Origin of the sequence: Cohaesibacter marisflavi, from assembly GCF_900115225.1 — a bacterium.
GTDB classification, from domain to species: domain Bacteria; phylum Pseudomonadota; class Alphaproteobacteria; order Rhizobiales; family Cohaesibacteraceae; genus Cohaesibacter; species Cohaesibacter marisflavi.
This window is the reverse complement of the sequence record NZ_FOVR01000023.1, coordinates 1-24,389: the sequence shown is the minus strand read 5'-3', so window position 1 is coordinate 24,389 and position 24,389 is coordinate 1. Positions and strand designations below refer to the sequence as shown.

The 24,389-nt window shown below is 53.5% G+C and carries 33 protein-coding genes; 7 read left to right on the top strand and 26 right to left on the bottom strand.

Features of this window, described 5'->3' with window-relative positions; translation table 11 throughout:
- The 13 genes from BM258_RS23165 to BM258_RS23100 form a co-directional block, all read right to left on the bottom strand.
- On the bottom strand, positions 1-2,043 hold the full coding sequence (locus BM258_RS23165; protein WP_090075620.1) for a phage tail protein: 2,043 nt from the start codon (positions 2,041-2,043) through the stop codon (positions 1-3).
- A gap of 12 nt (positions 2,044-2,055) precedes the next feature.
- Positions 2,056-2,673, bottom strand: a complete 618-nt coding sequence (locus tag BM258_RS23160) for a hypothetical protein (RefSeq protein WP_090075619.1) — start codon at positions 2,671-2,673, stop codon at positions 2,056-2,058.
- Between the two features lie 85 nt (positions 2,674-2,758).
- Entirely contained in the window at positions 2,759-3,034 is a 276-nt protein-coding gene (locus tag BM258_RS23155; RefSeq protein ID WP_090075618.1) for a hypothetical protein, read from the bottom strand.
- A gap of 48 nt (positions 3,035-3,082) precedes the next feature.
- Positions 3,083-3,988 carry a phage capsid protein gene (locus BM258_RS23150; protein WP_090075617.1) on the bottom strand — a complete coding sequence of 302 codons (906 nt, stop codon included), beginning with the start codon at positions 3,986-3,988 and terminating at the stop codon, positions 3,083-3,085.
- Positions 3,989-4,123: 135 nt separating this feature from the next.
- Positions 4,124-4,939 (bottom strand): hypothetical protein, encoded by an 816-nt coding sequence (locus BM258_RS23145; protein ID WP_139229369.1) that lies wholly within the window; start codon positions 4,937-4,939, stop codon positions 4,124-4,126.
- 397 nt (positions 4,940-5,336) lie between these two features.
- A complete protein-coding gene (locus BM258_RS23135; protein WP_090075614.1) occupies positions 5,337-6,944 on the bottom strand; it encodes a portal protein in 1,608 nt (535 codons plus the stop codon).
- Between the two features lie 9 nt (positions 6,945-6,953).
- Positions 6,954-7,169 (bottom strand): hypothetical protein, encoded by a 216-nt coding sequence (locus tag BM258_RS23130; RefSeq protein WP_090075613.1) that lies wholly within the window; start codon positions 7,167-7,169, stop codon positions 6,954-6,956.
- Between the two features lie 368 nt (positions 7,170-7,537).
- Complete coding sequence (locus BM258_RS23125; RefSeq protein ID WP_090075612.1) at positions 7,538-9,112, bottom strand: hypothetical protein; 1,575 nt, start codon at positions 9,110-9,112, stop codon at positions 7,538-7,540.
- A 314-nt stretch (positions 9,113-9,426) separates the two neighbouring features.
- Positions 9,427-10,056, bottom strand: a complete 630-nt coding sequence (locus BM258_RS23120; RefSeq protein ID WP_090075611.1) for a hypothetical protein — start codon at positions 10,054-10,056, stop codon at positions 9,427-9,429.
- A 603-nt stretch (positions 10,057-10,659) separates the two neighbouring features.
- Positions 10,660-10,845, bottom strand: coding sequence for a hypothetical protein (locus BM258_RS23115; RefSeq protein WP_090075610.1), 186 nt, complete (start codon positions 10,843-10,845; stop codon positions 10,660-10,662).
- Between the two features lie 3 nt (positions 10,846-10,848).
- A complete protein-coding gene (locus BM258_RS23110) occupies positions 10,849-12,672 on the bottom strand; it encodes a hypothetical protein (RefSeq protein ID WP_139229368.1) in 1,824 nt (607 codons plus the stop codon).
- Between the two features lie 54 nt (positions 12,673-12,726).
- Positions 12,727-13,398, bottom strand: a complete 672-nt coding sequence (locus BM258_RS23105) for a hypothetical protein (RefSeq protein WP_139229367.1) — start codon at positions 13,396-13,398, stop codon at positions 12,727-12,729.
- A gap of 41 nt (positions 13,399-13,439) precedes the next feature.
- Positions 13,440-13,745 (bottom strand): hypothetical protein, encoded by a 306-nt coding sequence (locus tag BM258_RS23100; RefSeq protein WP_090075607.1) that lies wholly within the window; start codon positions 13,743-13,745, stop codon positions 13,440-13,442.
- Between the two features lie 50 nt (positions 13,746-13,795).
- Here BM258_RS23100 and BM258_RS23095 point away from each other — a divergent pair, with 50 nt between their 5' ends.
- Positions 13,796-14,488, top strand: coding sequence for a hypothetical protein (locus BM258_RS23095; RefSeq protein ID WP_090075606.1), 693 nt, complete (start codon positions 13,796-13,798; stop codon positions 14,486-14,488).
- A gap of 2 nt (positions 14,489-14,490) precedes the next feature.
- On the opposite strand, the gene BM258_RS23090 is transcribed toward BM258_RS23095, so the two are convergent.
- The 8 genes from BM258_RS23090 to BM258_RS25150 form a co-directional block, all read right to left on the bottom strand.
- Positions 14,491-15,588 (bottom strand): DUF7146 domain-containing protein, encoded by a 1,098-nt coding sequence (locus tag BM258_RS23090; protein ID WP_090075605.1) that lies wholly within the window; start codon positions 15,586-15,588, stop codon positions 14,491-14,493.
- Positions 15,581-15,904, bottom strand: coding sequence for a hypothetical protein (locus tag BM258_RS23085; RefSeq protein WP_090075604.1), 324 nt, complete (start codon positions 15,902-15,904; stop codon positions 15,581-15,583). Before BM258_RS23085 ends, BM258_RS23090 begins: the two co-directional genes overlap by 8 nt.
- A complete protein-coding gene (locus tag BM258_RS23080; protein WP_090075603.1) occupies positions 15,897-16,211 on the bottom strand; it encodes a hypothetical protein in 315 nt (104 codons plus the stop codon). The genes BM258_RS23085 and BM258_RS23080 overlap by 8 nt, the downstream gene beginning before the upstream one ends.
- Before the next feature lie 116 nt (positions 16,212-16,327).
- Positions 16,328-16,585, bottom strand: a complete 258-nt coding sequence (locus BM258_RS23075; protein ID WP_090075602.1) for a hypothetical protein — start codon at positions 16,583-16,585, stop codon at positions 16,328-16,330.
- The gene (locus BM258_RS23070) at positions 16,585-16,842 is read right to left on the bottom strand and encodes a DUF2312 domain-containing protein (RefSeq protein ID WP_090075601.1); all 258 of its coding nucleotides are present in this window, start codon (positions 16,840-16,842) and stop codon (positions 16,585-16,587) included. Before BM258_RS23070 ends, BM258_RS23075 begins: the two co-directional genes overlap by 1 nt.
- A gap of 2 nt (positions 16,843-16,844) precedes the next feature.
- The gene (locus BM258_RS23065) at positions 16,845-17,372 is read right to left on the bottom strand and encodes a hypothetical protein (RefSeq protein ID WP_210186865.1); all 528 of its coding nucleotides are present in this window, start codon (positions 17,370-17,372) and stop codon (positions 16,845-16,847) included.
- A gap of 119 nt (positions 17,373-17,491) precedes the next feature.
- The gene (locus BM258_RS23060) at positions 17,492-17,914 is read right to left on the bottom strand and encodes a helix-turn-helix domain-containing protein (protein ID WP_090075599.1); all 423 of its coding nucleotides are present in this window, start codon (positions 17,912-17,914) and stop codon (positions 17,492-17,494) included.
- Positions 17,911-18,120 (bottom strand): helix-turn-helix domain-containing protein, encoded by a 210-nt coding sequence (locus BM258_RS25150; RefSeq protein ID WP_090075598.1) that lies wholly within the window; start codon positions 18,118-18,120, stop codon positions 17,911-17,913. The genes BM258_RS23060 and BM258_RS25150 overlap by 4 nt, the downstream gene beginning before the upstream one ends.
- Between BM258_RS25150 and BM258_RS23050 the strand changes: the two genes are divergently transcribed.
- From BM258_RS23050 to BM258_RS23025, 6 genes are all read left to right on the top strand, one after another.
- On the top strand, positions 18,119-18,547 hold the full coding sequence (locus BM258_RS23050) for a helix-turn-helix domain-containing protein (protein WP_090075597.1): 429 nt from the start codon (positions 18,119-18,121) through the stop codon (positions 18,545-18,547). The two genes, BM258_RS25150 and BM258_RS23050, sit on opposite strands and share 2 nt — an antisense overlap.
- Before the next feature lies 1 nt (position 18,548).
- Positions 18,549-18,977, top strand: a complete 429-nt coding sequence (locus tag BM258_RS23045) for a hypothetical protein (protein WP_090075596.1) — start codon at positions 18,549-18,551, stop codon at positions 18,975-18,977.
- Positions 18,978-19,060: 83 nt separating this feature from the next.
- On the top strand, positions 19,061-19,366 hold the full coding sequence (locus BM258_RS23040) for a hypothetical protein (protein ID WP_090075595.1): 306 nt from the start codon (positions 19,061-19,063) through the stop codon (positions 19,364-19,366).
- Complete coding sequence (locus tag BM258_RS23035; protein WP_090075594.1) at positions 19,363-19,650, top strand: hypothetical protein; 288 nt, start codon at positions 19,363-19,365, stop codon at positions 19,648-19,650. The genes BM258_RS23040 and BM258_RS23035 overlap by 4 nt, the downstream gene beginning before the upstream one ends.
- Positions 19,647-20,039 carry a helix-turn-helix domain-containing protein gene (locus BM258_RS23030; RefSeq protein ID WP_090075593.1) on the top strand — a complete coding sequence of 131 codons (393 nt, stop codon included), beginning with the start codon at positions 19,647-19,649 and terminating at the stop codon, positions 20,037-20,039. The genes BM258_RS23035 and BM258_RS23030 overlap by 4 nt, the downstream gene beginning before the upstream one ends.
- 207 nt (positions 20,040-20,246) lie before the next feature.
- A complete protein-coding gene (locus BM258_RS23025; RefSeq protein ID WP_090075592.1) occupies positions 20,247-21,437 on the top strand; it encodes a tyrosine-type recombinase/integrase in 1,191 nt (396 codons plus the stop codon).
- A gap of 552 nt (positions 21,438-21,989) precedes the next feature.
- Here BM258_RS23025 and BM258_RS23015 read toward each other — a convergent pair.
- The 5 genes from BM258_RS23015 to BM258_RS24580 form a co-directional block, all read right to left on the bottom strand.
- Entirely contained in the window at positions 21,990-22,271 is a 282-nt protein-coding gene (locus BM258_RS23015) for a hypothetical protein (RefSeq protein ID WP_139229365.1), read from the bottom strand.
- A gap of 125 nt (positions 22,272-22,396) precedes the next feature.
- On the bottom strand, positions 22,397-22,645 hold the full coding sequence (locus BM258_RS24585; RefSeq protein WP_090075589.1) for a hypothetical protein: 249 nt from the start codon (positions 22,643-22,645) through the stop codon (positions 22,397-22,399).
- Positions 22,642-23,316 carry an N-acetylmuramoyl-L-alanine amidase gene (locus BM258_RS23005; protein ID WP_090075588.1) on the bottom strand — a complete coding sequence of 225 codons (675 nt, stop codon included), beginning with the start codon at positions 23,314-23,316 and terminating at the stop codon, positions 22,642-22,644. Before BM258_RS23005 ends, BM258_RS24585 begins: the two co-directional genes overlap by 4 nt.
- A 95-nt stretch (positions 23,317-23,411) precedes the next feature.
- Positions 23,412-23,885 (bottom strand): hypothetical protein, encoded by a 474-nt coding sequence (locus tag BM258_RS23000; RefSeq protein ID WP_090075587.1) that lies wholly within the window; start codon positions 23,883-23,885, stop codon positions 23,412-23,414.
- Positions 23,882-24,389, bottom strand: a 508-nt coding sequence (locus BM258_RS24580; RefSeq protein ID WP_175528226.1) for a hypothetical protein, incomplete at its 5' end; no start/stop codon positions are given. The genes BM258_RS23000 and BM258_RS24580, both read right to left, overlap by 4 nt.

Here is a 24,389-nt window from a genome sequence, read left to right as displayed (position 1 = left end):
CTACAGCTTGGCTTCACTGGTAATAGACCGCACCGTCAAACGGCCGGGTCTCACTTGGGTGATCGTGACGGTTGGTTCATCGACATAACCACGCAAACCCCGTATCTCGACGAGCCCGGTATATCCGTCTTCAAGTTCCGGCTTTTCGAGATTTTCGTCATACTGTCGCAGTGGGTAATCAACGGGATCCTGTCCATTGGCGCCAATGGCGATCGAGGTGGTGTCAATCACGGAAATCCAGACTGAGTGGATCCGGGCCTTGCGCCGCAAAACAGTCTTGTCCGCAATCTCGCGGGAGGGTGGCAACGTCTCGACGAGAGGTGGAACGAAAAGCCCCACTTCACCGGTCTGAACCGGATCATCCACTTCGATCGTGCCATCCGCGACTGTGTATGGGCCATAGACATTGCCATCCCCGAGGCACCAGACTTCCATGCCTTCCAGATGATCCAGTCCGGTAATAGTGCTGGATGCATCCCCATTGTCAAAAGCAATGGCGGCATCGAGTAACAAGCCCTTCTCGAAGGTCTCAAACCGTCGCGAGCTGCCCCGCTCGGTGATGACATTCATATCATTGTTGCTGTTGACATCGATTGCCTTGAACAGGCCATCGCCAGAGGTGACACGACCAAAGCCGGTTACGTCCTGTTGTCTCAGCAGATATCCGGCACGCATGCGCCCCTGCTCATCGATGATCCCGAGCAGATTGGCGTCGGTCGAAGACTTCGCCTTGCGCAGGGCCATGTCGCAGACATCTTCAAACAGATGGGGAGACAGGATCGAAATCGGCTGGGAAATGAAGTTGCCGTCAACATCGGTATAGCGAAATTCGGAAATGACGGATCCGGTTTTGTGACAGAAGATCGCGCCGCCTTCATTCTTGACCACCGGCACGCCCTTCTTGGATCCATGGGTGGAAGCCTCGACATGAACGGTCGCTTCGGTCTTGCTGATCGCTCGATCGGAAATCCAGAATTCTCGTTCCGAAGTGAAGACGAGCATATTCCGACCATCGACCATATGCAGGATCTTTTCGCCACCTTCACTATCGAGCGGCACGACAAAGGCCCCGTTGGCCTCGTCCAGATCGGTATCAAAGGAAAAATAGCGCCCCGTGATCGAGCACATCCAGTTGTTGGGAAGGCCCTTGAAACCTCCCACAATGGTGCGCTGCTGATAGAACAGACCACAGTTCGGCCAACCCTGTTCAGTGGAAATGATTGCTTCGCCAGGCGGGATGCCCACGACTAGCTTGTAGCAGGGAATTGCAGCATCCGCGTCATCAAGACTATCTGCAGAAACAGCCCATGCATCACCGGAATTTTCATCGCCGCCAAAGATGACCTTGATCCGCGCATCTTCAATCACTTCACATGTCACCCCATCAGCGACATTCGGAAGCTGCAGGATTGCTGCCTGCATGTCTGCCGCGCATTGGGTCCAGTCGCTGTCAGTGGATAGCTGGATGGACACGGTTTCAAGATCCGAGATGGTCAGACGAAAGCGATATCCGCCACCAAAGGAAACGAACTGCACTTCCCATTCCGCAGGGATGCCATTGTCATAGGTTCCGCCATAGTCATAGTTGGGAAGATTTTCATATGGCAGGCTATCGCAGCCCCATGTCAGTGTGGCTTTGTCGTAATAAACGCGGGGTGTCTCGACATCTTCATGGAAGAGAAACAGCGTATTCATTCGATGGGCCCACTCAATCTCGGTCAATTGGCTGGCATCCATCGGATGAGTAATGGTCGTCAGAATGGCTCCATCCTTAATGACATCAAGGTTGCTATCCCTAAGGGCAAAATCGTGAACAACGCCGCTAGAATTTTTGAACGGGATCAGACGGCCGGATGTGATGTCCAATTCGACACGGTGGCGCGTGCAATCGCGAAAGGAAAATCCGCCTTGCGGGTGGAGTTCGATATTCTCTGCCCATTTAAGGCCAGTTCCATAGAATTTGAGTTCTATCCGGTCATATTCGAACGGATCCAGTTCCCCAGACGTATAGGAGGCTTGCAAGCGACCGGGTTTGGCAACCATTACAATCTCCCTTTAAGACAGCCATGCAGCAGTCAGGGGATTGTTCCCCATGCGCATGCGTTTGTTTGGTTTGGTGAATTGGTCGCTATTGATCGCCGCACGCATCAAGCCGCCGCGCATTTCCTCGCGCGCATCGCCATAGGCGTCCTTTTTCAGCTGGGCAGACAGCTTGTCATCGCTTGCGATAGCCAGGACAAGCACGCTGGCAAGGCCGGTTGCGACTACATTGACAAAAATAGGGTTCCAGAGATGAGGACCGACCTGTTTGCGGATCACGGCATAGAGATCCAGAGCATTGGAATGGATCTTCAGACCGTATTTCACAAAGTCAGCGAATGAATAATCAGGATCTGTTGGTTGATCCGTGAGCCGATCGACACCGATAATCAGGTCTTCGGTCGGGATCTGGTGGCAATAGCTGTATCCAGCAATCGGCGCGTCCAACAAGCGGTTCAGCTGCACAAGATCCTGAGCAAATGAAAAGGGATGAACCGCCAGAGCGGCCCGCGCCTGATGGTTATAGAGATCTTGCGCAACGGCACCCTTATAGAGCTCGTCGGTCAGGTTTTCCGGCGCAGTGATGCCCGCGATATCACACGCCTGCTTGATAACTGCCAAAGCATCAATCATGGAGATACCTCATAAAAAATGGCCCGGCCCATAGAGTTGACCGAGCCACCAGTTGACCTTGAGGGAGGAGTTTCAAGGCTGCGTGTTATGCTGTGGTCTGGGCGGTGATGGTGACAACGGATGCTGTAACCGCCGAGACGATGTAGTTTTTCAAGGCTGGCGTTCCATCAAGATCAAGTCCGGCCATGATGATGTCGCCAGCCTGAAGATCGGACGCCAGATCATTGAAATAGCCAGCCGTTTCCACGGTCGCGGCATCATCGTTGGTGTGGTAGGTGCAGAAGGATTTTACGGAACCGGATCCGGTTCCGATCGCGCCGACAGAGACAACGCGCTTGAAGCCAGTCAAAGCAAAGGCCATGGGATATTCCTTTCAGAGGATCGAGAGATCAAGGATCAGTCACCCTGATTAGTTCAGGGTGATGTCAGTCGGCACGGCAAAGCGGCCGCGAACGGTGCCTTCCGGCTGGAAGCAACCTGCAGCGCCTTCGGTTTCCATGCGGACCGTCCAGCAGCCAAGGCGGTTATCCCAATCCCAGATGCTTTCGAGCTCGGAATTGTTGGCCCACCCCGAAGATGACCGGTGATACATCTCGATGTCATAGTGATCTTCCTCATTCTCGATGAAGAGATCATCCGGTGCCTGGAACCAATGCACGCCTGCCCAGTATTTGGTGACAGTCGCCTTGGTGAAGCTGAGATCTGCCCCGGTCCAGTCCGCATTGTTAAACTGCTTATAGGCACAAGCCTGATCGAACAGCAGTGAAGGCAGCGGGCAGAAGACATTACCGTCCCATGGAACATCGGCCTGTTTCAGGGCACTGGCCATGAGAAGAAGATATTTAAGGTCAAAGGCAACCGCAGATCCGCCAACCATGGCTGGCAAGCCATTGGCATCTAGCAACGGCTTCATGCCGGAGCCAGTTGCAGCTAATGTACTGGAAGACGCATCCATCTTTGCCATGATTTCATCGTCGGTCGCGCGCCCCAGAGCCATGGCACCGGCCATCTGGATGGCTTCCTTCTCATTGGCGGACATACGCGCCAGGTCGTATTTATAGACCTCATCGAAGGCTTCCCAAGTCTCAAGGACAGCTTCGACGCGGCCCTTCTGAGCGTTCATGGGTACAGCTGCCTGTCCGCGTTTCTTCTTGTTGGCCTTGCCTTTGCCCATCAGGTTGAAATAGGCCTTGCTGCCTTCAATGCTGCCTGCAGGCGTTACGGTGGATTTGAGGAGAAAACCTTTGGACTGGTATTTCTGGATGACGCCGTCTTTATACTGCTCCACAAACCAGGTTGGTGCATCGGTGCTCATAGTCTAGCCTTCCATAGCGAGTTTTGTCTCGCCAGAGGCTCCACCGGCAGCGGAAATAAGAAAGGCGGTGCGTCGAGCCCTGGCTTGGCATCAACGCTAACCGCCTGACGAGGTGGTCAACCGAGATCTACGGACCTAGTTTCCATACAGCGCCTGATAGCTGGCGTCGTATTTTTTGCGGACTTCCGGGTCATATTTCGTGCTTTGAGGATCAATGCGCGGATCCGCTCCCATTTTCTTCAGGGTCTCTTTTGAGAAATGCGTGGTTGCGCCTGCATCTTGGCCACCAAGCGGGATGCCTTTTTCGCTTGCCATTTTCTGGATGGCGCGAATGACCATCACGCCGGAGCCTGTTTCCGCCATGCCTTCGAAAAAACCGGCAGCGGCCTCAGGCAGTCCCATGGTCTTGGCGAGATTGCCGGCAATCGCTTCAGCATCGTTGATTGCCTTTTCCGCCACCTTAGCGTCACCACCCAGCATTTTGGCCAACCCGTCGATTTCGGCTTTCGGGTTGAAGGGGGGCGCGATCACGCCTTGGGATACAGGATCGCCAAAAGTGTCATTGATGAAATTCTGCAGCACATCTGGCGGGATCCCGTTTTTGAGTGCAGCGGCTTTGGCAGAATTCATCAATGGATCGTCTTTATCGCCAAAAAATCCTTGCAGACCTTCTGAAGGGGTAAATTCATATCCGGATACATCTTCGGGCAAAATAGGCTTTGCATCCTTGATGCCAGCCATCAACTTGTCGATGGTTTCCCGGTCTGTCTCGCCGTGGAAGCTTTCGTCGAGCCCTTCCGGGCGGTAGAGCTCCGAGCCCGTGTCCTGCTCGCCGCCCTCGTTGGTGCCTTCGTCGGCGGCTCCTGGTTGCTGTTGCTCTTCTCCGGATCCGGTTCCATCTTCTGCATCGAACGCGATGAGCGGCCAGAATGTGCGGTATCTGTTGAACATGCTTTTTGTCCTTTGGTTGACGGTTCAGACGGGTTAAATCCGGCTTTTGCCAGATCGGTTAGGATTGCGTGAATGATGGAATTCTGGCCTTCCCGATAGGACGTCATGACGCCCACCTGATCAGCGGTCAGGCCGGAAATGCCGATATTGACCGGAGGACGGGCAATTGTTCCCGCGATCCATTCTTTCAGAACGCGACGCCCTTCCTCACATGAGAAAACGAACAGAAGATCCTGACGGAAACTGAGCTGGGCAGATTCCTTCATGGCCTTTTCTTCTTCCGCCAGTTTCTTGCGCTCCGGATGCGCAAACATGCTTTGCAGGCTGTCCAGTGCTTCCCAACTATGATCGCCACCAAGGCGGGAGATCACGTCCTGGACATCAAATCCGGTTCGGTTCATTGGGCTTCTCCCCCTGCCATTGCTGCTTGTGCAGCGACTAGCGCCGCTTGCTTCTTGTCTTCTTCCTCCTGCATCGCCTTGCGTTCGTCGGCCGTTACAATGAATTTGGATGGCACGCCCAATTCATGCCCCATATGCTCAAGAGCATCCTGCAGCTTGACCACCTGCCCTGCTTCGGTTTGCAAAATGGCCAGCACGATATCGATCCACTGGGTGATCTTTTCGAGCTTTTCCGCAGCGCGGGCCGTTGCCAGAGGCGACGATACTTTGACCTTGATCAGGATCTGATCGATCGGGAGCTGGCTTTTGATCAGGCCCTTGTTATAGGCAATTTCGATCAGGCGGCGGGCCAGAGGCGCTATGATTTCATAGACCATACGGCCGAAGGCCCCGATATGATCAGTGGCAAGGCGTTTGACACGCTCTAGGATTTCCGTTGCACTGCGAACTGCAGCCCCTTCGGTTGGCAGGCTCTGATCCATCAGGGTTGCCTGTACGGCCATGCGCAGATCATTGAGAATGATATTGTTGGTGTTGAGGTTTGGATCCGTCATGCGCTGGATTGTCGGCCCCAAGACGCCGCCATTGCGTGAGACAGTCCAGATCGCGCCGGGTTCAATCGCCGAATTGTCGGGATTGAAGACACCATCATCCACCGCAGTCCAGATCCCCATCAAGGCGATAGCGGCTGCCTGTAGCGTGAGGCTCTGCGCCGTATTCAATGTTTTGATGGAAGGCATGGCCAGCATAACAGGACCACGACCCATGGTTTCGCCTGGTACGCGGAAATAGCGCGGGGTCAGCCACGGGTTGGTCAGGGTTTCTTCCCCGCGAATGATGACATCGTCGCAATCAACCCATGTCGTTGTAATCCACTTTTTCTTGCGTCGGTCATACATAGTGGCGATGCGAAGGGTGACTTCGTCGCTGGAATTTTTCTTCAGCTTTTCCTTGAGATTTTCGCCGAATTTGTGCCGATCATCCCACAATTCATCCTGGACTTCCCAGGCATTCCATTTGCGATCCCAGAAAATCCCCCGAATGTCACCATGCCCACCCTTGAGAAGGCGCAATTCATCGATTGGCACCGCAACAAAGCGCGCAGGCGTATCCGTGTCTTCGCCTTCCTGGATATACATCGCCCCCGTGCCAGCAGACAGATCAAGGGCCATTTCATGAAACGAGTTGTCAAATTCTCCATTGGAGGCCATGCCCGTGATGATCGAGGTATAGGTTTCCAGTTGCGGCCGCAGCTCATTTTTTACCTTATCTGGAAGGATGTCACCGGGTGCCAGACGAAACATTTCCTCTGAAACGAGATCTTGCCAGAGCCGCCCGGCAAAGCGGAACGCACCAACGATCGCGGTCTGGTCGAAGGCCTTGTTGACGCGCTTTTGTCCGGATCCCGTTTCCGAGATCCCCTTGCGATAAGGGATGGCATAGTCGAAGGCCTCATCAAGCATGGGCTTGAATTTGAGGAATTCAGTGTTTGCCTTGTCGTAGAACTGCTTTAGGCGTTTTATTTCCGCCTCATCGCCGGAAGCCTGCGCCTTTGGCTTCGGATCCTTGGGAGGCTTTGGCACTTTGATGCTTTTTCTGGCCATGGAACCACCTTAACCCAAAGTGGATTGGCCGCTGGAAGAGCCGATATAGGTCAGAAGTTTGTTGCCGCCAGCGCGACGCCCACCGCCTTTTGCCTTGGCTGTGGCCTGGTCTGTCTCTGCCGCAGCTTTTGCAAGGGCTGCTAGCTGTTTGCGCTGGTTTTGCGCCGCTATTTTCCGCTGTAGATCGACCGCGCCATTGTCGCCGCCCCCGAGAATTCCGCTCATAACGCCAAATCTCCATGCCAGAATTGGTTCCTGCCCGATCAAAACCACTCAGCTGGGCGATGCGTGCGCCAGCGCGGGTCGAGATCCTGACTTCGATTTCAGCATAGGAGGTGCGGTACAAGGTCAACCGTATGAGGCGAATGATCCGTTTGAGGTGGCATCGAGCGTTTTTGGTGGCCAGAAACCACGCTTCGGCAACACCATCCTCCCTTAACCAGAGGCCTGCCACGATCACAGCTTCCCCGTTGTCGTCAGTAAGCGCCCATGTTTGCGACACCTTGCGTTGGGCCTTGAGGCATTGCCAGACCATCATCGGCTTTTCACCGGTGATACAGGCCAGATCATAGAGCGTTGCAGGGTGATGAAGGTCAGGCATATTTGTGCGGATCAAATGTTCGTTTGGCTCCGCCTTTTGCCTTTCTGGCGGCCGCTTGCCGCTGGCGGCGGTCTTGACCAACGACCGAGGGGCGTCCCCGATAGCCCAATACCAGATACTGCAAGCCATCATGGGGGTGGGAATAATCATTCTTTTCCGGCTGCAGGGCAAATTGTTCTGACCCTCCGGAAAGCTTTTTGAAGCGATAGCCGGACATGAAGCCGCGGTTCAAAAGCTTGCAATGAGGGGAAACGAGAAGCCGCGGGGTTTCCCCGTCGATGAAGTGCGTGAGTTCTTTCTCGACAGCTCCGAGCCGAAGCCCCAATTCGTTTGATCCGTTAGCGGGAATAAGGATCGGCATTTTCAATTCCACTTGCATGGTATCGAGCCAGGCCTGTTCACCACCCTCTCTATCCGCACCATACTGGCTTGCAGGATCCGCCCAGGCGCGAATGTCGGCGATCATTTGATAACGACGATCGAGCAGATCGAGGATCATTTCCGCGAAACGCGCCGCGCCAACACCCGCACCTGGCACCAGCTCATCGAGAATGCGAATCTGGCCATTCGGCATAGGTTGCCCGAAGATGGCAGCAGGATGCAGGGCAGCATCGAGGCCGATCAACAGCGGCAACCCTTCGACTGGATCAAGCTTTTTGGCTGCGATATGGCGATCCTGATCAAAGGATCGATAGACCGGCAGGCCTTCGCGACTATAGCCATACTGATTGTCAACGAAGCGGCGCACATACCAGTCGGGTTCGGCTTCGATGATCTTCTGGTAATAATCAGGTTCCAAACGCGACAGGTTCTCTGCGTTGGGAGAGCGGCCGGAAGGCTGGCGATAAAGCCGGCGATGAGGTGCAGGGTTCTCAACCAGTTGCTCATAGGTCCAGTTGTCCATATCCGGTGCGTTATAGTCGCCAAGGACGGTCCGCATGCGTTTGGCGTCAGGATCGGCCAGATCTTCCTTTTTGGGATAGCGTCCCGTGCGCTGCTCAATATAGCGCAGCACATTCGAAGCGAGCGTGTCGGCTTCATTCATCCAACCGCCGGAGATCTCCAAACCACGCAGGATATCTTCGATCGACTGATCACCAATCCCCAGAAAGATCGTTTCCGCTTCCACCTTCAGCCCATTTGGCAAACGCCAGCGCAAAACATGCGTTGCTGGACGATCATTACCACCGGACCAACTGGAACCGGGATAGGTGCGTGGAAACCACTGTTTCCAGGAATTCAAAACCGTGCGTTCCGCATCGCGGAAAGAGGTTCTGACCACAACAAAGCGATCTCGGATCCATCCATCCTTGCAGGGAGGCATCAGGGTAGCCGCGACAACGCGCGCAAAGACGCAAGAGACTGTTTTGCCACCTCCTACCGGCCCCATGATGAAACGGCTCATTTCCTTACCAGAAATGAAGGAGCGAGAGATATCCCCGGCCGGTTTGAAATGATAGGGATCGAAGTCTTCATCTTGCTCATAGGCTTGCACAAGCGCCCGAATATCGGTATCGTCAGGAGCGATAAGACCCGTCAAGTCTTCCCTCGGAAATTGATAGTTCATTCCCCTACCCCCAGTTTTGCCCAAAGTGAAGCGCCATTCCCCCGACCCCTAGGCCAACGGATCAGGGAACGCGATTTTTGGGATCTGTTCCGATCAAAATCCTGATCGGTGTGTGGTCGCACACCCCTATATGGGGGGGCTGGGGGCGTTTCGGGGAAGGCCTCGCGGATTTCTGCCCTTTTGCCGTTCAACAGAGGGCGAGCGAGCAGAGCCAAGGGTGGGCGAAATTTTCCAGAACCTCTTCGCTCAAAACATGCCGGTCCCCCTGATTTGAGGGGGGGCTCCTGCTGATATCCTATCAGTGGTCGCAACGCCTATTCCCCCTTGTCTTTCAATGGTTTGACTGCTTCATGAGACCTGTTGTCGTGAGACCCTTCTGTCGCCGATTTTCTAAGTGATTGATTTTGTTCACTTTCATCTTCGATCCGTTGCCCGATCGAAAGCATGCCTTCACTGGCCGGATCCGCATCGATCTCGTGATCATCGCCCAGGTCAATGAACAGCATTGGCAGGCGCTCGTTCTCTTCCTCACTCTGCTGAGGCTTCTTGCCGTAAAGGTATGGCGTCAGGCTGTCCGCCACCTTGGTTTGCAAAGCCACGATCTCCGCGATCGAAGGCACGCCAGGCAGCGTCCCAGCCTTCCATGCATCTCGGGCCTTCTCGATGGTCAACCCTCTGGCTCTGCCTTCCATTGCCAGGAACCATTCGTGCAGATCCAGAGGGTGACTGGACATGATCTCGCCCTGGAACAACAGCGGATCGCGGTAACCTTTGGTCTGGTAGAGCTTGCCAATGGCCTCGGTCTTCTTGTTCACCGCTCCTTTTGGCCTGCCTCGCCCCCGTTTTTCCGCCCGAGCCGCAGGAAAAACCGCAGTCGGCGTGCCCTCGCACCCCTCATTATCGCTGGTTTGGAGCAGATCCATTTGTTCGGTATCGTCTGTCATCTATCTGATTTAACTCAATATTTTATTCAAACGAGCAGACCGCAGAGCGGCTTGATTTGGCATGCTGGGGACACCTGACTTCCTTGGTGTCCCCGCAAGTGTCCCCGTAAAAACTCAATAAAACCATATACTTATCTATATAGTTCCACTGGTTCCACTAGGGACACCTATATCTCTATACGCGCGCGTGCGCGTGTGACGTGAGGCTTGTTTAGTTGTCCCCAGTGGAACCTACGCCTTAAGCCTCTGATTTTGCGTTGAATTGTTGGGGACACTAGAGAATTTGAAGTGTCCCCAGTGTCCCCTATGGTGTCCCCGGACCCGTCATGAACAGGGACACCTCCGCTTGCCCTCTGACGGTATCTCCATTCACCCCTGGTCAACTGTCCGCTTGGACTGGCAGGGCTTTTGCTCTTGCAAAAGGCATGACAGGACGCGGTCTGCCTTAGGCAGGAAAGGGTCAGGGTATGGAGGCAAAATTTTTATGGGGCGATTGCCCCGTGGTTTCATTTCATTGGAAAGGGTTGGGGTTAAAGCCAGACAGAAAGAGGCCTCCATCTGGCGTGAGATTGGCTAGAAAAGGGGTTGGGGAGTTGGAGGCAATTACCTCCGAGCCATCGCGAAACGCAGCCTGCGCTCCGTCTCAAGCTCATTTCGCAGTCGGCGGATCTCCGCATCACTGGCACTTACGCGGAGCTCCACGGCTTCCGAGAAGGTTTCCAGGATCTCTTTCATTTCGCTCAATTTCACGAAGCCATCATGATTGATGTCCAGGTCAATGTAGTTCATGGCTTACCCCTCCCTCTCTGCATATTCGGCAAATGCCGTCAGGTTGACCAGCGTGACGCGTCGTGAGACGCCGCCGATCTTTACCTTGTTGAATTGTTTGCGATACTCCACGATGTCCATCGGCCCCTGACGCAGGGCATAGGACCACACACGATTGGACCAAGGCATGCCCTCAAACAGGCTCGTAAGGTTCGGGCCCTTGTTCGGGATCGCAAGGAAGTCGCAATTCTTGTCGATCTTGTTTTGGCCCTTGGGCAGCAGGCCCAGATCCACCTGCGCCAACATCTCCCGCGTCTTGGCGACATCGAGGTAGCTATTACCGCTATCGAGGTATCCTTCGATTAGAGCGCCGATCGTATGTTGCATGCCGCCACGCCAGGCATCGACACGACTGGTAAGCAGATACTCAAGGCATTCTTTCCAGTTTTCTTCGGCCGCTTCTTTCTCCGTAAGGTTCCGGGCATCGAGCGTTTCAGCCCAACCGGATAGATCATCAGCTCTGTAGCCAGCCTCTTCCATGCCTTCGTCGCCAAGGATCAGATGTGCGCAGGCAAGAAAGGTGCCGTAGGTGTCCTGCCCTCGACTGTCATGACCGCCATCGCGCAAGGTCTCGCGGTAGGCCTGCCATGTTCCTTCATAAAGATGCCACTGATCGATAAGCCGGCGCATGATCTTCTGGCCAGTATGCGGATCCAGCTTCGGTGGATCCGTTACCTTGGTAGGGTCCAGCCGGTCGATCGAGATAACAGCCATACGTGAGAGATCTTGAGGAGCCAGAGGCGGCGGGTTGATAGCTGAAAAGAGAAATGTCGATCGCGCCTGAAATTCAACGCCTGTGTGATCCTGTCCACCGCGCAGCATCAGCCCGCCACTGGCGGCAAGGCGCGCCAGTTTGACAACGCCGGTAACGCGCCTGTTGTCCGCTTCGGCTTCCAGCTCATCGATGGCGACTGGCAAAGAGCCATTACCAACGCGTTGATAGATACCGGCCGGGGTGGTGTCCGTCGAAGAAACCAGCCCATCCCCCAGCACCTGGCTAACGATCCCCTGCAGGGTTGATTTACCTACGGCTTTGTCACCGATCAGGAACATCGAGGGGCGCCATTCCAGCGCACCACCCAACATGCCGGTTCCAAGCCACCCCAGAAACAGCAGTGGATCCACATCCGGCCGTTTCCAGTTCCATGTCTTCAAAATCTTGAATAAGTTGCGCGCCGGGTTGTCTTCAAACCCGATCGCCTCTTCCCATGGGCTATGAATGGCGGGGCGTTTGGGGTAGAAATAGCGCCCCTCTTCGCCCGTATCGATCCGCTTGCCATCGATCCAGAGGCAGTCGCCGCAATGAACGATCAGCTCGCCATCATCGCCGCGCCAGGCACCAAGGCCCCTTACCTTCTCGACAGCGTTCCAAAGACCCTTGATGGATGCGGCCGTGTAAAAGCTTTCACGCACTTTCTCGGCCTTGAAGCCGGTGATGCCATTTTCCTTGCTATAGGCAGGCCAAGCCCAATAGGCATAGCCGATATGGCGACCGAAAAGACGCTGGATAAAGGCCTGCCCGAAGCTGGAAGGGCTGACAGCGGCCAGCTGTCCCATGGCATCGATGAGGAAAATCGTATCTCCATCCATGCCAAGGGGTTGTACCGGACAATCTGGCGGCAGTCCGAGCGCGTCCGGTTTCCACTCGCCCGGATAATCATCGCCGCGAACATAGTCCGGCCCCTGAGGAATAGGCGCAGCTTCCTTGCGCTTTTCCTGTTCCCGCGTCACTTCCCGCAAGGCAGGCATAACCGTATCTCTGATCTGCTGGATGCCTGATGTTACCACGGCGACGTTCCTTGAAAATGTGGGCGGCAGACCGCCGCCCCTTGGTCTTACAAATTACTTGCTGTTCCGGGCGCCGCCGCGTTGCGGCTTGCCTTGATGCGCAACAGGCCGTTCGCCGATCGAGAGGACAGGCTCTGGCTCTGATTGAGGGTCAGGGGCAGCGAGTTCTTCGTCCTCGGTTCCCTCGCCGACCGGTGCCTTGATCTTCGGCATTTCCCGCATGGCCTTCTGGGCTGCTAGCATCACCGGATCCTGTGCATCGGCCGGTTCATCCGGAGCATAGGTCTGGTCTTCCGGTGCAATTGGCTTGCGCTTGTGCTTTTCCTTTGCCAGTCGTTCCTGCGTCTGGCGTTTGGAAACCGTCAGATCAACGGCAACCAGACGAGCGGATTTGGCGAACAGGCGATAGGCCTCGCGCACAACAAAAGGCTGATCGTCATAGCCGTTGGCCGGAGCATTGTGCAGGGCCAGTTCAGCAGCCTTGCGATAAAGCTGTTCGCCATAAACATCGGTCGGCCGATCACAGACATATTGCGCCAGCATCGAGAGATCCTCTTCCCCTTCTCTGCCCTCTTCCAGTGGCTCAAACATGCGATAATAGAGCGATAGCTCATCTGGATCCCCGTCGCGCAATTGCGCCACCAGCGCCAGAGCAGCCACATGGCCAACTGCCAGCGCCACCTTGGTGGTGTCGATATCAAGAATGGTTTTTGTTTCATCTAGCATGATCGTTTCCTTGAAGTTGCGACGGGCCGGTTCTGAGCTTTTCACCCGATGGGGCCGAGTTCGGTCAGATCGAGTACAAGGGGAATGGTGAAGCTGGAAAGGCCGCGTTTGCCTTCTGCCAGCATCACCACCATCGGATCTATTTTCGTGCTCATCCGCACCGGCAAACCGAGGATCTCCATGGTCTGCTCCTTGATGTTGACGACATCGATGTAATTGACGGAGGAATTGCGCCGGTTCTCGACCAAAGCGGTCACGACATGGCTATTCACCACCCATTTGTCGGGTGAACAGCCTCTGGCCTTGGCGCTGGCAAGCGCTTCCTGAAACAGGTTTCTGGGCATCATGCTGCCCTCCCCAATTGGCGAGCAGGAAGGAAGCTGCTAGGCTTGGTTGTATGAAAAATGGAAACAGAAAAGCTGATTTGCTTTGGGCCGCGTTTGGAGGAGCTCTTATTGGTTCGTTCGTAATGGGCGTGATTTTTTTTGGCTTTTTGGTCCTGATGCCAGCTCTTAAGAGTACTGTTTCTTATGGTGCCCCCATAGAAATAGTCGGTATCATCATCAGTGCTGTTTCTGTGTTTGCAGTAATCTGGGCTGGACAAGCAGTTTACAGGCAGCTGGAGTTGCTTCGCTCTGATTCTAGAGACAATAAGCTTTTGCGAATGTCGGAGGTAATCAAATCTGCTAGCGAATTTAGAAATTTCGAAATAGCTGCTCCACCAGGTAGCTTCACTGAAGATGGTCCGGAGTTCTCGAAAGAAGAGGTCCTGACGCTTACAATGCAACTGCAAAAGGTTAGGATTGATCTTCGCCTTGTTAGTTATGCAATGTCTTCTTTGCACCGGAGCGTTGCTGTAGATGTTTATAAAATTAGCGATGAAATCGGCACTTTCATCGCTGACCTTCAAAGTCAAAGCGGTATGGACTGGAGCGCTAAGAAAGCGGGTGTGGAATCGCGCAGTGATGGCCCCGGACACTTTGAATTGGTGTCTGATTGCCAAGGGGCAGACATTCTGATGAAGACAGAAGCTTGGGAAAAAAGATATAATATCGCACTTGATAAATTTGGTACGGATTCCTTTGATTAGCATCATTCCCCCCTCAACAAATCATTGAAATCTTTGCCCGAAGATGAGCTGACAGCCGCTACCGGCAAGCCGTGACGCTTGATGCGATCCATAGCTCTATTGAATAGATCCTGCGCCTGAGGCTTGTTCCAGTCGTTATCTTTGAGCAGCAGTACCGAGCCGAAACACTTATGGAGCGGCAGGTGCAGCAGGTTTGGCAGCGATCCCGCCGCCAGCACACGCGCCTCAGGCACAGCCAGCGCGGCCGACAATCCGTCCTCGATGCCTTCCCCAACGATCACAGGGCAAACCAGACCCTTTTTAGCCATGGTCTTTGCACCCATATTGCCCTTGCCGCGGGTTAGCCAAATGGCCGCTCCCGTGGTGCGCGGATACATCAGTTTTGCTTTGCTCGGGTCTTCGACTGGGGCTTTGCCACGCCCATCCAGTGCAAGAAACGTGTAATGCAGCGACTGCAACTGCCCATCGATGTCGCGCATGGCAGAAACGATGGCGGGAAACTTGCGCCCCGGCTTGACCTTGCGCCGCTTCCCGTCTTCATAGACATAGTCGGCCTCATACCAATATTCGCACTGGGGAATGAACCGGCAGAATTCATTGCAGTTTGTGATCTGATCGAGCGGCACGCCACGAAACCGGAAATACTCTTCGCCCACCGTCCCGAGGATTGGCACGGTGGTGGACCAGGTGCGCCGTGCCCTGTCCACCATCCGCCGCTGGAACGCCAGATCTTCTTCTTTCTGGCGGGCCTCCCGTTTTTTCACGTCCCGCATGAACTTGGCCTTGTCGGCCTTGCTCATGGTCTTCCATCCGAGCCAATCTTCCGCCCATGCCAAGGCCTCTTTCTTGTCGAGGCCCTTGCAAAGGCAGATCAGACCAAAGATGTCGCCCTTGACGTCATCATCCGCATAGTCCTTGAAACAGCCCTTGGCGTTGCCGCCAATCCAGACAACAAAGCTCCCTGCCCGGCGATCATGGCGCACCGGGCTTTTCGCTGTGTAATTGTTGCCGGTAGCCTTGCCGTCCGGAACCAGCTCCTTAACCAGCCGCATCACGTCATCTTGAAGTGCAGCTTTGACCTCTTGCAGTCGACTAGCCATTTTCCCGCCCCACTCTCATCATGTCGAAGATGCTATGTTCAGCCTGCTCTGCTAGGGCGCGTTTCAGTTCCCGCTCCATTGTGGGATGGATGAAGATCGTTTCGGAAGGTCTATGCATGTAGATAGCTGGCGCATAAATGAACTCACCGCCGAAGCTCTTGCAGAGTTTTTTGTGAATGCGTTTGGAACGATGAGGAGATGGTTTGAACCTTCTGCCAATGATCTTTGATCCATCGACTGCGTCTTCCGACACAATCAGTCTCATACCAAGCAAAGACTTGCCCAATGCCCATGATGGCTCGAATGTTTTAGCCATGAACAACCTCTGTCTTGCGCTTGGCTGACTGGATCCAGTTGGAACAGGCAGCAGAAAGGCCTCCAGTTGAAGAAGCCCGAAGCCCTCCGAGCACCACGGCATGATCAATCGCGGGGCGCTCGCTTACTTTGCCGCCCATCAGCGTGACCAATTCCATCAGGCGATCTTCCGCCCGTTGGCGGGTCTTTTGCCATTGGTCATATTTGAGCGGATCTGCGGTTTCCAAAATCAGATCGTAGCGTTTGAGGCTTTCCTCCATGCGCGGAATGAGGGTAAAAATCTTGTCCAGATCGAGCTTTTTAGCCACAGGAACCTCCTAAAAATCCCAGCCACCAGAGCGCGCCGGTAGCTGCCAGACACAAATAAATGAGCGATGAAATGAAATTGAAGGCGATCCATAGATCGTCTTTGAGCACCCGATGCTTATCCATCACATCCTGCTTTGCTTTTTCTGGCTTCAATCATGGCGTCGGCGATGGCATAGGCCGCTTTTGCAATGTCTTCAGAGCTTTCGCGTAACGCAACGTTCCCTAATCCGATGCCTGAAAAGCCTTGGATGACCTTCTCGGCGAACCGATCACGTAAGTCTTCAAGCTCTTTTAGGTCAGCGAGCTTTTTCATTAAGATCGAACGTTTGTACCGCTCCTCAGCAGCTTCCACCTTTGCCCGCCAGCCAAACATCACCAAACTCCTGAAGCCATGCCCATGGCATGCAGATAAAGATCGAGTAAAGCTTCCATTTCCTGCCTTACATTGCTGTCCTGCTTGCGCATCTGCACTACTTGGCGCATGACTTTGACGTCATAGCCATTGCCCTTTGCTTCGGCATAGACATCCTTGATGTCGTCAGAGAGGGCTTTCTTCTCTTCCTCAAGGCGCTCGATACGCTCAACAAATGCTCGCAGCTGGTCTGCAGCCACTCCGCCCGTATTGCTCATGATCACACTCCTGTTTTGTCATGAATGAGCCCCGCCATTTGATCGAGCAGATGATCCACGTCCGGATCGTCCCTGCTCTCTTCGATCTGGCGAAGGCTCTTTGAAACAGCTTGTTTAGAAATTCCAGCGAATCCGGCCGCCATAACTAGCGGCACATTGAGTTCGGTCACGATGAGATAGAGCGCCCGTTGGCGACAAAGGCTTGCGGCCGCGCGCGTCGGGCTCTGTTTGTCCTGATCTTGCGGATTGTCGGCAAGCGCCAGAGCAACATTCAGCCCTGCAGCATCGGCCAGTCTGGCAAGCAACATGCGGTATGCGGTGGTTGAAAGCGCCCCTTCATAAAGTTCATTGCGCTTTTGTTCTTGAATTCTTCTAGCGATTGCCCGTTCCATCCGCCTGAGGCTCGATGGTCGCGGCATAGCTTGCCCAGATTGCCAGCGCCGCCATTGTCTATCTCGCACACCGGCCAACTCGCAGATCGACGCGATCGAAAAGCCATTTTCCGCACAGGCTGAAGAAATTTTAGCCATCCTGTGCACAAACACATCAAAAGGCGCACCCCGTGCACTCTCGGTTGACAAAAGACCGGTCTTTTTGATTTTCCGAATATTTGCGGCTCTCTCCCCGCTTCGTCCCCCGCGCCGCATGATCAATCCTCCCGCCCGTTACTGGGCCGAGAAGCTCGCAATGCCTTGAGTGCTTTTTCCACGCGGTCGAGGTCCGCCTCTGCCTTAGCCTGGTCTTCAGCCGTCCGAAGACGATCGACCCAGTCAAAGCCGCTTTGCTTCATGGCGCTGACGCTGTTGTCATCCATGGCCGCTTTCAAAAGCGCAGGCCCATAGGCCTTAAGCAGCTTAATGAAATGCTCCAGACGTGGAGCAGAAAGGCCAGCCAGCCAGCGTTCCACTGTGCGTGGCGGCAGATGTGCCTTGCGCCCCACTTCCTTGGCCGTATTGCTGGGGTGTTGGTCCCTGAGGAAGTCCGCTAGCCGATCCCGGAGGATTGCGTCATGCGCACAAAGCAGCGTGGCTTCGGGCGTGGATCTGCGCTTGATGAATTGCGGATACTTCATAAGGCTATCTCCCTTCTAGGGAGCCAGTCATTGGGAGTGACAGCGCCTTCGGTGAATTCAAAGATTTCAACCTGCACCGCCCAACTGGGGGCGATGCCCTGTTCGTATCGACTTACCGCTGCTTTGGTGACGCCAATCGCATCTCCCAGTTCGGTTTGTGTTAGCCCGCGCGATAAGCGCCAATCTTTGATAGGGTGATTTGCCATGATGAGAAAAAGTCACACATATTGTGACTTTGGTCAAGATGTGAAGTCACATTTACGCACAACGACTGCACGCGCACAAAGTTGCATAATTAGTGACATGACCAAAAGATACGGTAAGTCGGCAGGAGAACTTCAGCGATGGTATTTGCGCGAATGGCGCAAACATCGGGGCATGACCCAGGAGCAGCTGGCAGAAGCAATTGATAGCACCAAGCAGACCGTTTCTCGTATGGAAAGCGGCCTAACGCCATATAACCAGCCATTTCTAGAAGCTTGTGCTGAGGCTTTAAGTTGCGAGCCTTATCAGCTTCTCGCTTATTCGCCTCAAAACTCCGCAACGATAGATGATGTTGTGTCTATCTTGCGAAGTTCGGATGACTCAACAGTTTTGAAAATCAAAAAATTTATCGAAATGTTGGAGAGCTAGATTGCGAAAAAGAGTAGCTTTAGTGCTTGGTTTTTTAGTTCTGGGTACTGGTGCATTTCTCGTAAATCAACGGATTGTCGATGTAAAAAATAGACGCTGCAATGATGATCTTGTTAGCCACTCCCAGAAACTGGACAGCATAATATCCGAGCTTCAGCGAATTAAGGCGTTAGATGCATTTCTCTCAAATAAAGCAATACCCCCTATCGAAAAGATGAAAGCGCTGAAAGGCTCCAATCTTGAGATCGACGCCAAAGCTCTTAATGGGGCAACTTATACTAATAGGAGTGTTTCCATCGCTCGAGCAGGTATGCTCAACGATATTGAAAACGAGCTCTGGGGAATAAATACTTCAACAGAATATTTTAATCGTGAGTGTTCATCCATGGGTGCTGACTTGCCGATCATTGACATTGAAGATTACTATTAGTCACATATTGTGTGATTTTTAGTTGACGATAAGTCACAATATATGTAACAAAATAGTCATCATTCACCACCGGATTGATGACTATGACCCTATTTCAAACCCATTCCATGACACTTTCGCGTCAGCAGCTGGTCTCATTGCTGGGCATGACGGAGAGTGGTTTCAGTCGTGCGCAAGCAAGGCTGGAAGAACATGATTTCCCCAAAAGACTGCCCGGTCTATCCAAATGGTCCAAGCCTGCTGTGGTCGCCTGGATCAAGGCCAACGGCAATCCCGATCTGATGCACAGGATCCTCATAGGCGAACCCAACGAGACCGAAGAGGAAGAACTGTCCATCCCTGATGTGCCGGCCGATCTCGCCGCTAGATATGGCGGGAGCGCGGCATGAAAGTCACCTTCAACGCAGAAGTGCCGGTCCTCTTCTTTCCCGATCTCCTCGATGACGATCGCACTGAAAAACCCACCCTGCAATTCTTTCGCAGCTTCAAGGATGAAGAGACGGGCCCAATCCGCGCTTTTCTGGCGATCGATGGATCCGGCTTTGAACTGAAGCACCCCAGCGGCGCAACCTCATTTGTAAGCCTTGACGATATCTTCCGTCAGGCAATCAAAACCACCTTCGGCAGCCTCCATCTGGACGCCGGACTACCAAGAAAGGAACATTTGAAATGAAAAAGTCACCTCACGAATATGATATTTATGTCGGTTCCCGCGTGCGCATGGCTCGGTCCATGGTGAGTATGAGCCAGACAGTTCTTGCTGATGAACTCGGGATTACCTTCCAGCAGATCCAGAAATATGAGAAAGGCACCAACAGGATCAGCGCGGGAAGACTTGTCCTCATCGCTCGCATTCTTGGCAAGCCGATCAACTGGTTCTTTGAAGACATCGAGGCAAAAACCAAAAACGACAATGGCTTGGAAACCGCCTTCCAGACCGAACCTGGAAGTCGCCTTCTGCGCACCTTCTATCACGCATCAAAAGAACAGCGAAAAATTATCGCCGATCTGGCACGGACGATTGTTAAGGGCAATAGCCCCGAAACGGTCCCCGCAGAATGAAAAAGCTGTCTGTAGCATCAGCGACCAAACCATTGCTACAGCCAGCTCTCAATCAAGCGATGTGACATCGCCCTTCTATATTGCCTGTAAAAGCAACCTCGGGCAACACCTAAGGGGCGAGCCTTACGGCTTGCCCCTTCTTTCTGTCCGCAGAATTAAGGGAAATGTCACGCAGATTTGCCGCCCGATCGGCTCAAAGGTGACATCATGGCAAAAGTAACCATCAAGATCCCTCATGTTGTTTGGCGCGATGGGCGCCCCCGCTTTGTCCCGGGCAGGACTGTGCGCGCACTTGGCTATAAGGGTGAGGATCTGAAGCACCCGGACGGACGCTGGTATGATCTCAATGACACCATTGCCTGGTCCAATAGCTTCTCAAAAGATCTCGATTTGCGCCGCCAACAAGAGAAGCTGAAACAGCCACGAAAGAGGAAGCCAGCAAAGAGCTATGCCCGCCCCGGTTATATTACCTTTGGCGAGCTGCTGGTGGGTTGGCATCGAGATAGGACAGCGGAAGGAAAACTGACCGGCAAGCCAACCAGGCGAACACTCAAATGGTATGGCGATAACATTGAGGCAATCCGCCAGTTTGATGAAGAGCTCTGGACCTTGTCAGCTGCAGCCATCAGTAAGGCGATGGCCTATGGGATTTACAAGAAGCTGAAAGAAGAAAAAGGCGTGTCCTATTCCAAAGCGCTTGTCAGCACTATTCGCCCCGCATTCGCATGGGCTCTGCTCGAAAAAGAGATAATTGTCCGCAATCCATGGGAAAAGCTTCGCGTGACCACGCCACCGCCCAGACTGCGCGTCGGCACCATCGAAGAAATGAAACATCTGATTGCGACTGCCGATAGAATGGGTCGGCCTGATATCGGCGATGCAATCATGCTCGGTCTATGCACCGCCCAGCGCCAGAATGACCGCCTCCTGTTTCAGCTGCAGGAAGATCATGGCAGCAACCTTCTGTTCAAACAGTCCAAGACAGGGGCGATTGTTGAAGTGCCCGCTATCCCATCTCTGCTGGCCCGCATGAAGGCTGCCAAGGAACGACGCAAGCGCTTTGCCAAACAGCATGCCTTTCTCTTGATCAATGAGGATAAAGGCGCCCCATGGGGTGAGGATGGCGACAAATATCGCAAAACGTTTCGATCGATCTGCAATGAGGCTACCAAGCGCATGCCAAGCCTTGAAGGCTTTAGGGATCAAGATCTACGCGACACGGCCGTTACCTGGCTGGCAAGCGCTGGATGTACCCTGCCCCAGATCGCCGCCGTGACTGGCCACAGCATCGAGAACATTCATAAGATCCTTAAGCATTATCTCGCCAGAACACCAGACCAGGCAAACGAGGCAACGAAAAAACTCATGACATATTTGGAGGCGAATGGGGGATTGTGACAACTTAAGCATTTGTAAAACTTGACAATTTTTTGAAACCGGACAGTTACCAGAGGAACGGTCTTTCATTTACATTTTTCTTAAAATTGTATTTCAATAAGTTTACAATCAATAACGTTGAAAAAGAGCGGAATAATGAAGACACAAACGTCCCATACAATTGTCATTGCAATGCAAGGAATGATCAAGGCGCTCACTATCTTGGATACGTTTCCGGGATCCTGCCGAAAAATGCCATCTGCCTATCACGCGCTCCACGCTTCTCTGGAAGATATGGTTGACGAGTTATCCGATCGACAGGAACTAACGCATTGAAACCCGCAAGCCGTGAGACTTTTCCATTGATTGCATGCAAAGTCTCACGGTAATTCTTATAAGCTATTGATATTATTTACTTATTGTAATGATTAGAAGTCAGCTGCTCTATCCAACTGAGCTAAGGGGCCATCTTGTTGACTTTATTCGCTTTTTGCCTCTTCCGAAACTTGCTGTGAGACCCGAAAAAGACCGTCTCACGTCTCATATGAGACATTTCACTTTTGAGGCCTTCTTTTACGGAGTTGAATAGCGCTTTTCAATGAGATTCTTCAAATCTCTGATGTCCTGTGAAAGATTGTCGATTTTGGTCTCAAGGATTGTCACTCGCCGGTCCTGCGAGCTTATGGTTTGAGACTGCGAAGACTGCCTCTTGAAGTCTGCTTCTAGCTTTCCGATCCGGCCTTCTGTCGTTGCTGCCCACCAGACGATTCCGAGAGAGTAGACGAACAAAACCATCAGAGTTGGAACGGGTATGCGGCGATCTATCCGCCAACCCTCATATTCATTTTCTTTCATCGTTTCGCTTCCAGCCGCAATTCTTTCTTCCGGTCTCATTGTTCGCCAAAATCTGTCTCACGAGATCGTCCGGGAGACTGGCGATATTTTGCTTGTGGGGAATAATGGGGCTTAGGCCACCACAATCAGGATCCCCAGTCGTCTGACAGGCGGCGACGACGTTCAGCAGCAGACATGCGAGCAATAGCCTCATCGCTTTTAATCCTTTCCCTAAGGCGCTTGAGGGCCTCTTGTGTGTGCTTGGCCTTTTGCGCTTCCTTACCGCTGGCGTATATGCGCCATGCTAAAAGCAATAAGGATGCAATGATCAGCAGCGCAGTGGAAATCCACCGTCCTGCCTTTGAACCAGCCAGCCAGGAAATCAACTGGATCAAGAGACCATTTCCTTCAGGCTTGGCCGTCCCGCATCATCCCAACGGGCATAGAGCGCCAGAAGCGCCCCAGAGACCACCAGAAGACCAATAATGATGGGAATGGCTCCGCCAACCGAAAGGGTCTGAAGACCGTTTTGCACACCCGCAATTGCATCCTGAGCAGCTTCTACTGTGGCCCCTGCTCCGGCTGCGGCTGCTACAGTCGTTCCCGCTACCGTGCGCGACTTGATGAGGCGGGCCGGATCTTTGGATGGCATGCCGCTGGCAATCCAGTGATATTCACCTGTTGCGTCAAAACACGGGCAAGCTTTGGCGGCATAATCCCTGTGGCCAGAGATCTTACGGATGCCATAGTCACGCACGGCTTCTTGAGAGAGCCGGATCATGGTTGCCTTCTGGGCGTCGGTGCGCGTGTCCTTGGGGTTGCCGCTTTTGTCCAGGCCTCCAACATAGACATAGCCGATGGTGCCGCGATTATGCCCTTTGACATGAGCGCCCATGGTTGCGATTGGGCGGCCATCAGATACAGAGCCATCGAGATGGATCACCTTGTGATAGCCGATTCCGTTCCAGCCGCGCTGGCGGTGCCAGCGGTCAATCTCAGCAACAGAAACTTCTCGCCCTTCGGGGGTGGCTGTGCAATGCCAGATCAGTTCATTGAGTTTGCGCATTCTCTCTCTCCAAACGCGTTTCGGGATCTATCGACTTGCGTCTTGAGCCCAATGACTGACGGGTCAAATTTGGGTGTTTAGGCTGCGTAGGGCTTCTATAGCGCCTGTGCGGTTCGCCACATGGCGCCCATCTCACCTTCAGAGATGCCCAGGGCGAGCCTCAGCTGTTCGATCAGAGGGTTGCCCGGGTCATATTGCGTGGCATAGCCCCACTCTATGAGTGCTTCCTCTCGGGCTTGCTGGTCTTCGATAGCCTCAAGAGCAGGTTCGACCAGGACCAGATAGTCATTGCGGCTCAAGACCAGTCGGAGCTGTCGGGGGGTAAGAGGGAACAATTCCTCTTCGATAATCTCTGAAGGTGTCGGCGGGTCAATCTCCATGACGCCTGAAGCGATAAAGTCTCGCACCGCGTCATAGACCGGGCTGGTTTGCTGCGATCCGTCCCGATACACGAAGTCACATCTGATCTGGCCTGCTCCGAAATCCTGAGTGGTATCGGCAATTATAGCTTTGCCATCAGATGCATATTTGAGCCCGTGAATTTCTAGTAGCTTTGCTGCAATCATCATGAAATCCTCTGCATGAGCGCCCCGGTGAAGTCACCGATGGGACCTGTTCGGCCTCGACATACCCATGTTCCTGTCAGCATCAGCCAACTGGAGCTCCCTCCTCCACGCGTGTAAACTATGAGGCTACTTCCTGCCGCGTCAGCATAAACCGGCGTCGCGTGATTGGGCGATGGCAAATATACGGGGCCGTTAGTCCCATAGGGGCTGCAACACAAAAGGGTACCGATGGGATAATCAACATTGGTTCCGTCGTTCCCTGTGTACATGGGAGGAGCAATGTCGTTGAGGTCTGTCTTTAGAGCAAACGCGCTTGCGTGCTTCCCGTCCAGCTTGTCACTGTCTGCGGCCTTTGCTCCCTTGCGCAGATACCGGTTATCTGAGGTGGATTTGTTGTAGTAGTCATCGAGGCTAGTTGCCGTTGCAAAATAGCTTGGCAAATGGCCACCAAGCTTTGAAGCGTTGGCTGCTGTGGCGCTCTTGCCCAGATAGCGTCCATTAGCGATC